12 protein-coding genes and 1 pseudogene are annotated in these 13,324 nt (G+C 71.8%); 4 read left to right on the top strand and 9 right to left on the bottom strand.

Going from position 1 to position 13,324, the window contains the following annotated elements:
* Nucleotides 1-632: 632 nt before the first annotated feature.
* Both OG753_RS32445 and OG753_RS32440 read left to right on the top strand, forming a co-directional pair.
* Nucleotides 633-818: pseudogene (locus OG753_RS32445) on the top strand (CorA family divalent cation transporter); the annotation flags it as partial.
* Between the two features lie 129 nt (nucleotides 819-947).
* A complete protein-coding gene (locus OG753_RS32440) occupies nucleotides 948-2,783 on the top strand; it encodes a TerD family protein (protein ID WP_405791127.1) in 1,836 nt (611 codons plus the stop codon).
* 153 nt (nucleotides 2,784-2,936) lie between these two features.
* On the opposite strand, the gene OG753_RS32435 is transcribed toward OG753_RS32440, so the two are convergent.
* The 5 genes from OG753_RS32435 to OG753_RS32415 form a co-directional block, all read right to left on the bottom strand.
* Nucleotides 2,937-4,301, bottom strand: coding sequence for a serine/threonine-protein kinase (locus OG753_RS32435; protein ID WP_327266975.1), 1,365 nt, complete (start codon nucleotides 4,299-4,301; stop codon nucleotides 2,937-2,939).
* On the bottom strand, nucleotides 4,298-5,140 hold the full coding sequence (locus OG753_RS32430; protein WP_405791126.1) for an FHA domain-containing protein: 843 nt from the start codon (nucleotides 5,138-5,140) through the stop codon (nucleotides 4,298-4,300). Before OG753_RS32430 ends, OG753_RS32435 begins: the two co-directional genes overlap by 4 nt.
* Before the next feature lie 74 nt (nucleotides 5,141-5,214).
* Nucleotides 5,215-6,090: a peptidoglycan DD-metalloendopeptidase family protein gene (locus tag OG753_RS32425; protein WP_405791125.1), complete on the bottom strand. Its 876-nt coding sequence runs from the start codon at nucleotides 6,088-6,090 to the stop codon at nucleotides 5,215-5,217.
* Nucleotides 6,091-6,209: 119 nt separating this feature from the next.
* Nucleotides 6,210-6,875 (bottom strand): response regulator transcription factor, encoded by a 666-nt coding sequence (locus tag OG753_RS32420; protein WP_202198956.1) that lies wholly within the window; start codon nucleotides 6,873-6,875, stop codon nucleotides 6,210-6,212.
* On the bottom strand, nucleotides 6,872-7,927 hold the full coding sequence (locus tag OG753_RS32415) for a histidine kinase (protein ID WP_405791124.1): 1,056 nt from the start codon (nucleotides 7,925-7,927) through the stop codon (nucleotides 6,872-6,874). Before OG753_RS32415 ends, OG753_RS32420 begins: the two co-directional genes overlap by 4 nt.
* A 297-nt stretch (nucleotides 7,928-8,224) precedes the next feature.
* Here OG753_RS32415 and OG753_RS32410 point away from each other — a divergent pair, with 297 nt between their 5' ends.
* Complete coding sequence (locus OG753_RS32410; protein WP_327265138.1) at nucleotides 8,225-8,695, top strand: TrkA C-terminal domain-containing protein; 471 nt, start codon at nucleotides 8,225-8,227, stop codon at nucleotides 8,693-8,695.
* Between the two features lie 6 nt (nucleotides 8,696-8,701).
* Nucleotides 8,702-9,958, top strand: a complete 1,257-nt coding sequence (locus OG753_RS32405) for a cation:proton antiporter (protein WP_327265137.1) — start codon at nucleotides 8,702-8,704, stop codon at nucleotides 9,956-9,958.
* Nucleotides 9,959-10,269: 311 nt separating this feature from the next.
* Here OG753_RS32405 and OG753_RS32400 read toward each other — a convergent pair whose 3' ends face one another.
* From OG753_RS32400 to OG753_RS32385, 4 genes are all read right to left on the bottom strand, one after another.
* A complete protein-coding gene (locus OG753_RS32400) occupies nucleotides 10,270-10,518 on the bottom strand; it encodes a hypothetical protein (protein ID WP_405791123.1) in 249 nt (82 codons plus the stop codon).
* Nucleotides 10,519-10,636: 118 nt separating this feature from the next.
* Nucleotides 10,637-11,698 carry a hydrogenase expression/formation protein HypE gene (hypE, locus tag OG753_RS32395; RefSeq protein WP_405791122.1) on the bottom strand — a complete coding sequence of 354 codons (1,062 nt, stop codon included), beginning with the start codon at nucleotides 11,696-11,698 and terminating at the stop codon, nucleotides 10,637-10,639.
* Nucleotides 11,691-12,905 (bottom strand): hydrogenase formation protein HypD, encoded by a 1,215-nt coding sequence (hypD, locus tag OG753_RS32390; protein ID WP_405791121.1) that lies wholly within the window; start codon nucleotides 12,903-12,905, stop codon nucleotides 11,691-11,693. The genes hypE and hypD overlap by 8 nt, the downstream gene beginning before the upstream one ends.
* Entirely contained in the window at nucleotides 12,902-13,303 is a 402-nt protein-coding gene (locus OG753_RS32385; RefSeq protein WP_405791120.1) for a HypC/HybG/HupF family hydrogenase formation chaperone, read from the bottom strand. Before OG753_RS32385 ends, hypD begins: the two co-directional genes overlap by 4 nt.
* Nucleotides 13,304-13,324: the final 21 nt, after the last annotated feature.

The following is a 13,324-nucleotide window of genomic DNA, read 5'->3' as shown; positions in this document are numbered from 1 at the left end:
CACGACGGCCGCCGGGGCTTACCAAGTGAAGGGGGGTGTGGGGTCCCGGATGTATTCGGTCGGTGGCGACGAGCACGGCGGCCTGAGCCGTCGTCTACCAGCTCAAGGATGGGCTCGTGGTGGGGGTGCAGTCACAGGAGAATCCTGCGGATCACGGCAACAGCCTAGTAGGGGCACTCGGCGAACTCCGGATGCGCGGGCGCACAAGTAACGTATCCCATGGGTGGGGTTCCACTGGTGGGCACGCTACTGACGCGCCCCTCGGACGGTGATGAAGTCCTCGCCTCTGCTGGTTTCGCCGGTGCTATCAGTGGACCAGACCTACCTGCTTCATGACCTCCTCGGCGCTGGGTCGATCCATCCGACAAGCCGACGCGTGCAGGGCGCCACTCGCCCACTGCGTTGCGTTGCACGACTTGCTACCTGGATCACGTTCCCTGCTGGCGGCGAAGTACCGTCAAGAAGCCGTGGCTGGGGAGAATCTGGGGAGAATGAAGCCACGTTGGGGAGTGGCTGGGGAGGATCGGCCGTACAAACGGGCAGCACGGCGAAAGGGTCGGAATGACAGATCGCCGCAGGTCAGACCGCCTGTGCAGCCGATTTCCGCAGGTCAGCGGTGCGAGGGTGACGACTTCAAAAAGATCTCCTCGTGGGCGGTCATCCTCTTTGCACCCACACTCGTGGGAACCATCTACGGCATGAACTTCGAGGACATGCCGGAACCGAAGTGGGCCGGCGGCTACCCCTTCGCGATCCTCCTCATGGCGGTGGTCTGCGTCAGCCTCTACGTCATCTTCAAGAAGCGAGACTGGCTGTAGGACGGAGCCCTCCGTCCGGCCGGGGTCCGCGGCAGCACGCATAGCCACACAACTCCCCCCCATCGAACAAACGGGATAAATGGTCATTGGGGTTGAACTGATGATGACGCTCGGTTGATCCTTGCCGTCATGCTTCCCGCTTCAGCCACGCTCGACGTCTCACACCTGCCCGACTATGCGCACGACTGGGCGCTGGTGGACGTCGAGACCTCCGGGCTGGTTGCCCGGCGCGACCGGATTCTCTCGATCGCGGTACTGGCCTTCGGGCCGGACGGTACACCGACCGGAGAATTCAGCACCTTGGTGAATCCCGGCTGCGACCCGGGCCCCGTACACATCCACGGGCTCACAGCAGAGCGGCTGCACGGGGCCCCAAGCTTCGACCAGGTCGCGGGGCGGATCGGCGCACTCCTTCAGGACCGGGTACTGGTGGCCCACAACGCGCAGTTCGACTACGACTTCCTCGCCCACGAGTTCGCCCGTGCCCAGCTCCACCTCCCCGTCACTCAGCGCCTGTGCACGCTGGCGCTGAACCGGCGGGTGGAACCGCCCACCACCGGCTTCAGCCTGGCGTCGCTCGCCGCTCACTACGGCGTGCCCCAGAGCAGAGCCCACGACGCCCTCGACGACACCCGAGTGCTTGCGGGGATCTTCCGCGCGTCCCTCTCCGAAGCCGTCCGTCTGGACCTGGCACTCCCCCTGGTGCCCTGCCCGCCCCGGCAGGACCCGCAGTTCGCACCGAAGGCACCGAAAACCCCCTGTGCCTACCGAAACCCGGGCCGGCTGAAGCCCGGCGGTCCGCTCGTCCAGGGGATGAAGATCGCCATCACGGGCGAAACGGCTACTTCCCGGGCCGAGCTGGCCGCTCGATCCGTCGCCGGCGGTCTGAACGTGATGTCGTCGGTCAGCCGCCACACCAGCGCGCTCGTCACCAACGACGCCGCTTCGGGATCAGCGAAAGCCCGGCACGCAATCGCCCAGGGCGTTCCAGTCCTTGACGAGCACGCATTCCTCACCCTGCTGGCAGACGTGCGTCCAGGAACACCCCACGCGAAGCAGGCGTCGGGAACTCCCTCAGGGGCGCAGATTTCTGCCACGGCACCCGCGCCGCCTGAGACCGCGAGCGTCACCAACGGGTCAGCGCTCCGGCAGCCCGGGGCTACGCGAGCCGCAAGGCCGTTCGGCCGACGGCGGGTCCTCGTACTGGGCGGCTCGCACGCAGAGGCGGCCGCCACCCGGACCCGCATCGTCGAACTGGGCGGAGCCGCCGCGATCAACCTGTCGGCGAGCGTCACCGACGTCGTGCTCCTGCCCGGTGGCGAGCAGGACCGCCGCATGGTGCGCATCACGGCCTTGGGGCTGCCCGTCCGCGAACCCGCATGGCTCGGGACGCCAACCGCCGAGCCGGCCGACGCCTCTCTGGGAGGCGGCACATCGGCCGAGATTGTCCCGCGCGGCGGAGTCATCGATCTCCCCGCCCTGCCCGCCACCGGCCGCTGGCACGTGAGCGCTTCCTGGGCGCGTCGGACGGACTGTGAGATCGACGTGGTCGCCTTCGTCCTCGACGAGGACGAGCAGGTCTCCGGCGACGGAGACTTCGTCTTCTACGGCGCACCTGAAAGCGCTGACGGAGCCACCCGGCTCCTTTGCGACGGCCCGACCGAGCAGACCGTCACGGTCGACCTTGCCGCACTTCCGCCGGCCGCCCACAGAATCGCGATCGCCGCCGCCATCGACGGGGCCGCCACCTTCGGCGACATCGGGGCCCTACAGATCAACGTCACGCCGGGCAGCGACGCCTCGGCCACAGCACAGGCCGCTCTCGATGCCGCCACCAGCGAACGGACCCTGCTCCTCGCCGAGATCTACCGCCGGGGCCCGCAGTGGCGCCTCCGCGCCGTCGGGCAGGGCTACGACCACGGTCTGGAGGCGCTCGTGCGCGGATACGGCGTTGACGTCGAATAGGCCTCCCGGCACGATGCGCTCCGGGTCGGCCTCTTCCGCCTCTGCTCTGATCGAACCGGCCGCCCGGGAGCCCGCCCGTTTCGGCGGAACTGTCAGTCGTCCGCAAGGCACCCCTGGCTGCCTGACCTCGGAGGCGCCGGTGAACCGTCGGCGTCAGCAGTGCGGGACCCAGGCGTGGGAGCGGGGGCGGGTTGGGGTGGTGAGGTTGGTGCTGGTGCCCACCTTGACGCAGCCCAGCAGGTCCTGGCGGGCGGGCTGCGCGTAGTAGAGGACGTCGACCTGGCTCGCGCCCTCGTGGAGGTCGAACCCGTTGTTGAAGACCGAGCGGGGTGCCTGGCGGGCCGTCCAGGGGCAGGGGGTCGGGCCGTCGATCCAGTCGGCGCCGCCGTCGACCCAGGAGCACATCTCGCCGCGGCCGTCCTCCTCCGCGAAGAAGCAGACGGCCCCGCGCCGGCACCGGTCGTACCCCGCCGCCTCGTCGGACTCCTCGACGTGGATCAGCCCCGAGCCCCATGCGGCGCCCAGGCCCGCGAGCGCCGCCGCCGCGCCGGCCGCGATCAGGGCGCGGCGCCGGCGACCGGGCCTACGGAGCGTCCGCGGGGAAGGGACTATCGTGCCGGCGGCCGCGGCCTCCACCCGGGGCAGCAGCGACGCCGCCGTGTGCGCGACCCGGTCCTCGTGCCTTCGGGCCAGGCAGTCGCGGACGATGTCGCGCCACGGCTCCGGCAATTCCGGCGACAGCCGCAGCTCCTCCTCGCCCCTGGCGTAGCGCAGCGCCGCGTCGCGGCGGGCGGCGGGAGTGCCGCCGGGCAGCGGCAGCAGGCCGGTCAGGACGACGTGGGCCAGGACGCCGAAGGCCCAGATGTCGGCCGTCGGGCGGATCTTCGTACCGCGTTCGCCGACCTCCGCCCAGAGCAGGTCGGGCGGGGTGTAGTCGGGTGTGGCGAAGGCCGGTGAGTAGGCGTGGGTGCCCTCCAGTTCCGCCGCCATGTTGAAGTCGCCCAGGCGCGCCGTGCCGTCGGCCATCAGCAGGACGTTCCCCGGCTTGAGGTCCCCGTGCACCCAGCCCGCGCGGTGGAGTTGACCGAGCCCCTCGCAGACCTGGGCGAGGAGGGCGGGACCGGCCTCGGGCACCCCGTCGGCCAGGAGGGCGTCCAGGGAGCCCGCCGCCTCCTCCAGTACGAGCACGGTTGCGCCGTCGAGTTCGGGGCGGCCGGGGTCGTCGACCGTGAGCACCTCGTACAGCCGGATCAGCCGGGGTGAGCACACCCGGCGCAGCACCTCGGTCTCGCGCTCGGCGAGCTCGCGCAGGTGCCGAAGCTGGCGCGGCGTGCGGGTTCCGGTCGGCAGGACCTTGAGCGCGGCCCGGCCCGGCAGCCCCGGCTCGGGTACGGCGCGCCGGGCCGCGTACACGCTGCCGAAGGCGCCGGCCCCCAGCAGCGGCCCGACGGTCCAGGGGCCGACCCGGTAGCCGGTCGGGACCGTGAGGGCGCCGGGGTGCCCGGCCGTCCCGGTCAGCGGACGGTACCGGTCGGGGCGGCCGGCAGGGCCGCCAGGTCGGTCTCACGGACGAGGTCGAAGCGCAGCGCCAGCGAGACCAGGGTCTCCTTCTTGCCGACCAGCCGTGGACCCGGATCCGCCGTGTCGGGGCCGGGCTTGAGGCGGAGCTTGACCGCGAGGTAGTCGATGTTCCACTGCACGGCGGCGCGGTTGGCCGCGAGCCACGACGGCTTCAGCCGTTCGACGACCTGCTCGACGGTGGGCAGGGGCGCGTGCGGTTCGCCCCGCAGGCGCGGTTCGCAGAGCGCGGTCAGGACCAGGAAGTACCGGCTGGAGCGGTCGAGCGGGAAGGGGAGTACGGTCGGCTCGCCGGAGTGCTCGCCCGGTTCGTCCCGGTCGGCGTAGTCGTGGCGCGGCGCCCAGACGTCCAGGGTGAGCAGTTCGGAGCCGGCGGGCAGGACGATCCGGGCGAACTCGAACGGGACCGGCGCGTCCAGCCGCCCGGGCGCGATCTTGATGTGCTCGCCGGCGCCCTCGGGGTTCTCGACCACGTAGGTCGCCGCGCGGGAGAAGTTGCTCAGCGACCAGTACGTGCCGGTGGCGGTGATCTCCCCCGCCGAGCGCGAGACCCCGGCGTGCGGGACGTGCAGGATGTGCGGGACGTGCAGGGTGTGCGGGGCGTTCATGGCGCGCGGGGCGTTCATGGCGTGCGCGTGCGGGCCGCCGCCGCCCGAGCTGCGGGCGTCGGGTGCGCCGGGTAAGTCGTCACGGCCGAACCGGAGGGTCTGCCCCGGTGCCAGCCGGATCTGTGCGGCCGGGGACATGGTGGGTCCCGGAACCACGATGATGCTGTCCACACTGCTTCCTTCCCCCGAGATGCAGGGGAAGGTTAGCCAGCGGAATCAATCGTTCCTGCAACGATGACCCGGACTCAGCACTCGCCGCGCCACTGGAACCGGTCGATGGTCCGGCCACCCGCGGGAAGGTTCCCGCGCCCCTCGTCCCAGCCCCGGTGCAGGCAGGCGCTGCCGCCCTCCTTGAAGTACACCTGTACGTGGTCATAACCCGGCTGCGTCGTGCCGTTGTTGAAGAAGGACTTGCGCAGCCCGCACGTGCTCCGGGGCTCGTCGCCGGCGGACCGGCACACGGTTCCGGTGCCGTCGGCTCCCGAGTAGAAGCAGACGTTGCCGGGCGGGCAGTCCTGCCAGGCGGGGGCGGGCGTACCGGCGCAGTTGCGGCTGGTGACGCCCCGCCACTCCTTCGCCTGGCCCGAGTACTCGACCCCGTCGAAGTGGACCGGTACGCGGTGGCTCTCGTCCGTGAAGTCACCGGAGGCGAGGTAGCGCTGCTCGTAGTGCAGGTGGGACCAGGTGGAGGCGCCCGTGGTGCCGATGCGGCCGATCCGGGTGGACGGCTGGACGGGGTCGCCCTTCCTGACGTACGCCGCCGGGTCGTCCTTCAGGTGGTAGTACGCCGTGAACCAGCCGTTGCCGTGGTTGATCTGGATGGTGTTGCCCGAGCCGTTGTTCCAGTACGTGGCGGACACGGTGCCGGCGGCGGACGCCAGGACGGGCAGTGCGTCGGAGCCGGTGTTGTCCTCCACCACGAGGTCCAGCGCGGGGTTGTGGCCCCAGGTGTTCAGGTCCCACTTCGTTCCGCACGGGAAGGGCAGCTGGAACGCCGGCTTCGCCGCGGCCGCGGCCGCATTTCCCTGCTCCGCGGCGGACGCGGGCGCAGCACCCGCCAGCACCAGTCCCGCCACGCACATCAGCACCACCGCCCGCAGCCTGCTCGGATACCGCAGCACGTCTTCCCCTCCCGGCCCCTGTGGACGGCGCCCGGACGGGCGGTCCCGGCGTCATGCTCGGGGGCGGGGGCCGGGCGCACCACCTCGCACCTACGAGGGTGGACCCGCGGACCTGCCGGCTACGGCTCGATCAGGCCGACCCGGATCGCGTACCGGGTCAGCTCGAGCCTGTCGCGCATGCCCAGCTTCTGCAGCAGGTTGGCCCGGTGGCGCTCCACCGTCTTGGCACTGATGACGAGGAGGTCGCCGATCTCCTTCGAGGAGTGGCCCTCCGCGACGAGCTTGAGGATCTCCTCCTCGCGCTCGGTGATCGCCCGGGCGGGCAGCGGATCGCCCTGGCGGGCCCGGTCGAGGTAGTTGCGGATGAGGGTCGTCTCGGCGCCGGGATAGATGAACGGCTCGTCCCGGATCGCCGCCCGGCACGCCTCGACGAGGTCGCGGTCGGCCACCGACTTGGGGACGTAGCCGGCCGCGCCCGCCTTGAGCGCCTCGAAGAAGTACTGCTCGTTGTCGTACATGGTGAGGATGAGGATGCGCAGTTCGGGCCGCAGCCGGGAGAGTTCCCGTGCGGCCTGCAGCCCGGTCATCCGGGGCATCGCCACGTCGAGGACGGCCAGGTCCACCTCGCCGGTACGGGCCAGGGCGACCGCCTCCGCGCCGTCGCCGGCCTCGGCGACCACCGTGAGGTCCGGCTCGGCGTCGAGGATGAGCCTGACCCCGCGCCGTACGAGGGCGTGGTCATCAGCGAGCAGGACGCGGGTCGGCGCCCGTTCCGGGGTGGTCAACGCTTCCCCTCCCCGAGCCCTCGGCCGGTTGTGGTCGTGGTTGTGGTCGTGGTTCCGGGCGCGGCCGCGGTTTCGGTCGCGGTGGTGGCGGCGTGAGCAGAGGCGGCGGCCGTGGCGACGGCGGGCACGTCCAGCCGTACGTCGGTGCCGCCCTGCGGGCCGCCCCCGATGGCGAGGTCCGCGCCGATCAGCAGGGCCCGTTCGCGCATGCCCTGGATCCCCGCGCCCTCACCGGCCGCGCCGATCCCCCTGCCGTCGTCCCGTACGAGCAGCCGGACCGCCCCGTCGGGACGGACCGCCAGGTGCACCTCGACGGCGGTCGCCCGCGCGTGCCGGGCGGCGTTGGTCAGGGCCTCCTGGGCGACCCGGTAGACGACGAGTTCGGCCGCATCGTCCAGCCGGGGGACGCCCGGGCCGATGACGTGCCGCACGGTCAGCGACCCGCTCCTGAACTCGGCCGTCAGGGCGCGCAGGGCGCTGTGCAGCCCGAGCTCCTCGAGGATTCCCGGGCGCAGCCTCCGGGCGATGCGCCGGATCTCGTCCAGGCTGGTCCGGGTCGTCTCCTGCACCTGGTGGAGCTCCTCCCGCAAGGGGTCCGGGGCCCGGTCGGCGGCGTGCTTGAGCTGGAGCAGGACGGCGGTGAGGGTCTGGCCCACCTCGTCGTGGAGCTCCTGCGCGATGCGCCGGCGTTCGGCCTCCTGCGCGGAGAGGGCGCGGGCGCTGCTCCCTGCCCGCTCCGCCTCCAGCCGGCCCAGCATGGCGTTGTAGGACATGGTCAGATCGGCCACTTCGCCGGGGCCCTCCACCCGGGCCCGGCTGCCGGGGCGCAGCAGGTCGACGGCGCTCATCGCCCGGGTCAGCCGGCCGAGCGGTGCCAGTCCGATGCGGAGCAGGACGGCGTTGGCGATCAGCATGGCCGCAAGGCCCGCGAGGAGCACCACGGCCTCCCCGAAGAGGATGGGGGTGGAGACGGTGACCGGTCCGAGCAGCAGCAGGACGGCCGTGACGAGGACGGCCGCGTTGAGCAGGAAGATCCGCCAGTACAGCGACACGGTCGTCTCTCCCCTCGTCCGACGGTCCGCCCGGGCGGACCCCTCACTTCCACTATCCCCGCCGACGCCGCCCCGCACCTGCGGTGACCTGCATTGACCTGCGGTGGGATCCGTGTCCCCGCTTCAGCCTGTCGTCCGCCGGGGGCCTTGTCCATCCGTGCCGACACCCATATCCCGGCCCACGCGGAAAGTGGCACGATGAGCGCGCGCAGTATCCGGAACCTGCCTTCCGCCGGGCTGCGCCGCACCACGGCCGAACACGAAGCAAGGGGGGACAGAGCTGTGCCTGCTCCACGGATGAGCACCACGCCACTGCCCGGCATCGGGGTCCAGTACGACCTCACCACCCGCGAGCACCGCCACCTGTCGGTGATCGCCCACCGCGACGGGACCCGTACGGTGAACGTCTACCGCGCGGACGATCCCGACGCGTGCGCGCAGTCCCTGCACCTGACGGGGGCGGAGACCACCTCGCTGATCGACGCGCTGATGCCCGCGCACCACAGCCCCAACCTGCTGCACACCACCGACCTCGGACTGGTGGCCGAGCGCATCGAGCTGTCCACGCACTCGCACTGGAACGGCCGGCTGCTGGGCGAGACCCGGATGCGGACGGAGACCGGCGTCTCGATCGTCGCGGTCCTGCGCCGGGCCGAGGCCCGCCCCTCCCCCGCCCCCGACTTCCGCCTCGCCGGCGGGGACACGCTCATCGTGATCGGCACCCGCGAGGGCGTCGACGCGGCCGCCTCCATACTCGGACGGGAGTGATCGCCTGTGCACTCCGCTGTCTTCCTGATCGAGTTCGGTGCGATCATCCTGGGCCTGGGACTGCTGGGCCGGCTCGCCGGCCGCTTCCGCTTCTCCCCGATCCCCCTGTACCTGCTGGCCGGCCTCGCCTTCGGTACGGGCGGACTGCTGCCCATGGGCGCCAGCGAGGAGTTCGTGGCGATCGGCGCCGAGATCGGCGTCATCCTGCTCCTGCTGATGCTGGGGCTGGAGTACACGGCCACCGATCTGGTCTCCAACCTCAAGACCCAGTACCCGGCCGGGCTGGTGGACTTCACCCTCAACGCCGTGCCGGGTGCGCTCGCCGCGCTGCTGATGGGCTGGGGGCCGGTGGCCGCCGTGGTGCTGGCGGGGGTCACCTGGATCTCCTCGTCCGGCGTCATCGCCAAGGTGATGGGTGACCTCGGGCGGCTCGGCAACCGCGAGACCCCGGTCATCCTCAGCGTCCTGGTCCTCGAGGACCTGGCCATGGCCGTCTACCTGCCCATCATCACCGCGCTGCTGGCCGGTGTCGGTCTCGCGGCGGGCAGTCTGACCCTCGCGATCGCCCTCGGGGTGGCCGGCGCGGTCCTGTTCGTCGCCGTCCGCTACGGCCGCGTCATCTCCCGGTTCGTCTCCAGCGACGACCCGGAGAAGCTGCTCCTCGTCGTCCTCGGCCTGACCCTGCTCGTCGCGGGCATCGCCCAGCAGCTGCAGGTCTCCGCCGCGGTCGGCGCGTTCCTGGTCGGCATCGCCCTGTCCGGTGAGGTGGCCGAGGGTACGCACACCCTGCTCAGCCCGCTGCGGGACCTGTTCGCCGCGGTGTTCTTCGTCTTCTTCGGCCTGCACACCGACCCGGCGAGCATTCCGCCCGTCCTGCTGCCCGCGCTCGCGCTCGCGCTGGTCACCACGGTCACGAAGATCGCCACCGGTTACTGGGCCGCGCGGCGCGCCGGGATCGGGGTCAAGGGCCGCTGGCGGGCCGGCGGCACGCTCGTCGCCCGCGGCGAGTTCTCGATCGTCATCGCCGGGCTCGCCGTCTCCGCGGGCATCGAACCGGCCCTCGGGCCGCTGGCCACCGCCTACGTGCTCATCCTCGTGGTGATCGGGCCGCTCACCGCCCGGTACACCGAGCCGCTGGCCGCGTGGTTCATCGGGCGCCGCGCCGGGAGCACCCCGCTGCTCGCCGCCGTGCCCTCCCCCGCGAAGTCCCGGGAGAGCGTCCCGGAGACGGCCCCCGACCAGGACCCGGCCGGGCGTCCGTAACCGGGAGCGTCCGCGAACGGGGGACGTCCGTAGGTGAGAGCTGCCCGGGCCGGGCCGACGGCACCCGCCGGGTCCTGTCGTCGAAATCCCGCCTGGCCCGCGCTGCTTTGACGACGGGACCTAGGTCGTCTCTTTTGGATCTTGTCGGTCGGCCCGCGTCGTCCGGTGCCGTGCATCGCAAGGCGGAGGAGCGCCGTTGTACTGGACGTACTGCGGTGCTCCGACAACGCGGCGAGGTGCGGTGCCGGGCGCCGCGGGCCTGGGGGCACCTCCCAGCGGTAGCTGGGGGAGCAAGATCCGAAAGAGACGACCTAGAACGGGGGTGTCATCGGCTTCGCCCGGCGGGTGACCCGCGGATCGGCCGCGGCCAGGCGGTTCACCGCCAGTGCGGCCACGACCAGTCCGGCCGCCAGCACGAGCCCGTTGGGCAGGGCGGCTCCGGCCACCACGGCCCAGACCCCGAGGGCCACGGCCAGCCAGGCGCCGGACCGGCGCCGGCCCCGACCGCGTACCGGACGGTCTTCGGGGCCGGTGCGCCCCGTGTCGTCGGATCGAGGCATGTCTCCGCTCCTTTCCGTCGGTCGGGCGGAGGCGAAGGGACCCGGGGGTGTTCCCTCTTCGAGAGTCACCCGGGCCGCCGGCCCACGCATCGGGGCCGGCACCCATCTTGCGCACCGTTCAGCAGATGCGCGGGAGCTGCTCCCCGATCGGCAGGTCGACCACGCGGGTGCCGCCGAGGGCGGTACGGGCCACGACCAGGCCCGGGTGGGCGTCGACGGCCTCGCCGATCACCGCCGCGTCGCGGCCCAGGGGATGGGCGCGCATGGCGTCGAGGACGGCGTCGGCGTGCTCGCGCGGTACGAAGGCGACCAGCTTGCCCTCGTTGGCCACGTAGAGCGGGTCCAGCCCGAGGATCGCGCAGGCGTTCGCGACGGCCGCGGGGACCGGGACGCGGCCCTCGTGGATCACGACACCGGTGCCCGAGGCGGCCGCGATCTCGTTCAGGGAGGCAGCCAGGCCGCCCCGGGTGGGGTCGCGCAGCACGTGCAGGTCCGGGGTGACGGCGAGCATGCTCCGTACGAGGCCGCCGAGGGCCGCGCAGTCGCTCTGGACGTCCACGCCGAATTCGAGTCCCTCGCGGACACTCATGATCGCGACTCCGTGGAGTCCGATCTCGCCGCTGACGATGACGACGTCACCCGGTACGACGCGCTGCGGTCGCAGGTCCACCCCCTCGGGGATGATCCCGATGCCCGCGGTGTTGATGTAGATGCCGTCGCCGTGGCCCGACTCCACCACCTTGGTGTCGCCGGTCGCCACCTCCACGCCCGCGGCCCGCGCGGCAGCGCCCATGGACTCGGCGACGCGCGCCACGACCGACATCTCGACGCCCTCCTCCAGGATGAACCCGCAGGACAGGTACGCCGCTTCCGCGCCGCTCATGGCCAGGTCGTTGACCGTGCCGTTGACGGCGAGCTCGCCGATGGAGCCGCCCGGGAAGAAGAGCGGCCGCACCACGTACGAGTCGGTGGAGAACGCCAGCCGGACCCCGCCCAGCGAGACGGCCGCGGAGTCCCCGAGCTGGGCGAGCACGTCACCGCCGAAGGCGGGGGCGAAGAGGTGCTGGACCAGTTCGGCGGAGAGTGCGCCTCCGCCGCCGTGGCCCATCACCACGCGGGGGCGGTCGCGCAGCGGGGCGGGGCACGTCCAGCCCGTGATGTCGAGTGCGGTGTCAGACAACGGGGCTCGCCTCCAGCGGGGCGTTCACAGGGGTGGTGGCGGTCGCGGCAGTCGCGGCAGTCGCGGCAGTCGCGGCAGTCGCGGCAGTCGCGGCAGTCGCGGCAGCGGGCACGGTACCCAGCTCGAGGCGCCGGTAGAGGTAGTACGCGGCGCAGGCCCCCTCGCTGGAGACCATGGTGGCGCCGAGCGGGCTGCGCGGGGTGCAGAGCGTGCCGAAGGCCTCGCACTCGTGCGGTTTCAGCAGCCCCTGGAGCACCTCGCCGCTGCGGCACTCGGCCGGCTCCAGGGTCTTGATGCCGGTGACCGAGAAGCGGTGTTCGGCGTCGAACTCCCGGTAGCGGGGCGACAGCCGCCAGCCGCTGTCGGGGATGACGCCGATGCCCCGCCAGGCCCGGTCGGTTACCTCGAAGACGTCCTCCAGCATGGCGAGGGCGGCCGGGTTGCCCTCGGGGCGGACGGCGCGCGCGTAGGCGTTGTCGACGGTGTGCTCACCTCGCTCCAGCTGCCGCACGGCCCGGCGCACGCCCTCCAGGATGTCCAGCGGCTCGAATCCCGTCACCACGATCGGCACCCGGTGGCGCGCAGCCAGTTCGGGGTACTCGCGCACGCCCATCACGCTGCAGACGTGCCCGGCGGCGAGGAAGCCCTGGACCCGGCAGCTCGGCGACTGCATGATCGCCTCGATCGCCGGGGGAACCCGGACGTGGGAGACCAGCAGGCTGAAGTTGGCAATGCCCAGCTTCTTCGCCTGGTGGACGGTCATCGCGTTGGGCGGCGCCGTGGTCTCGAAGCCGATGCCGAAGAAGACCACCTGGCGCTTCGGGTTCTCCTGGGCGATCCGCAGGGCGTCGAGCGGAGAGTACACGACGCGTACGTCGCCGCCCTCGCTCCTTACCTGGAAGAGGTCGCGGCCGGTCCCGGGCACCCGCAGCATGTCCCCGAAGGAGCAGAAGATCACATCGGGGCGCGAGGCGATCTCCAGCGCCTTGTCGATGACCTCCAGCGGGGTGACGCACACCGGACATCCCGGTCCGTGGATCAACTCCACCTGATCCGGCAGCAGTTGATCGATCCCGTGCCGGATGATGGTGTGGGTCTGACCGCCGCAGACCTCCATCAGGGCCCAGGGGCGGGTCACCGTGGCGTGGATGTCGTCGAGCAGCCGACGGGCGAGGTCGGGGTCCTGGAACTCCTCGATGTACTTCACGGCTGGACTTCCTCCTGCGGTACGGCGAGGACGCGTTCGGGTGCGGGTACGGTCCCGGGTTCGAGCTCGGGCTCCGATCCGGACGGGGATCCGGATCCGGGATCGTCGGCGAAGGGCCAGGGGGCGCCGCCGGCCGCAGCCGCCTGCTCCCATGGATCGCCGAACTCTTCCTGCAGCATGCCGAGTTGTGCGAAGAGTTCGAGAGTCTGCTTGGCCGACTCCTCGTCGAGACGCTGGAGGGCGAACCCCACGTGGACAATCGCGTACTCGCCCACCTGCAGGTCCGGGAGGTACTCCAGGCACACCTCCTTCTGCACACCGCCGAAGTCGACGGTGGCCATGCGGGTGCCGTCCTTCTCCCCGATGTCGAGCACTCTGCCGGGCACCGCCAGGCACATGGGCTTCTCCTTGCTGTGGGT

It is taken from the genome of Streptomyces sp. NBC_00029, assembly GCF_045160505.1.
In the GTDB taxonomy this organism is placed as follows: domain Bacteria; phylum Actinomycetota; class Actinomycetes; order Streptomycetales; family Streptomycetaceae; genus Streptomyces.
This window is presented reverse-complemented; position numbering and strand designations above follow the sequence as displayed.

What these genes read in the sequence shown, in the direction of transcription:
- OG753_RS32440 (WP_405791127.1), top strand. Translation starts at nt 948, where the DNA reads ATGCTTCCCGCTTCAGCCACGCTCGACGTCTCACACCTGCCCGACTAT.
- OG753_RS32410 (WP_327265138.1), top strand. Translation starts at nt 8,225, where the DNA reads ATGAGCACCACGCCACTGCCCGGCATCGGGGTCCAGTACGACCTCACC.
- OG753_RS32400 (WP_405791123.1), bottom strand. Translation starts at nt 10,518, where the DNA reads ATGCCTCGATCCGACGACACGGGGCGCACCGGCCCCGAAGACCGTCCG.
- OG753_RS32385 (WP_405791120.1), bottom strand. Translation starts at nt 13,303, where the DNA reads ATGTGCCTGGCGGTGCCCGGCAGAGTGCTCGACATCGGGGAGAAGGAC.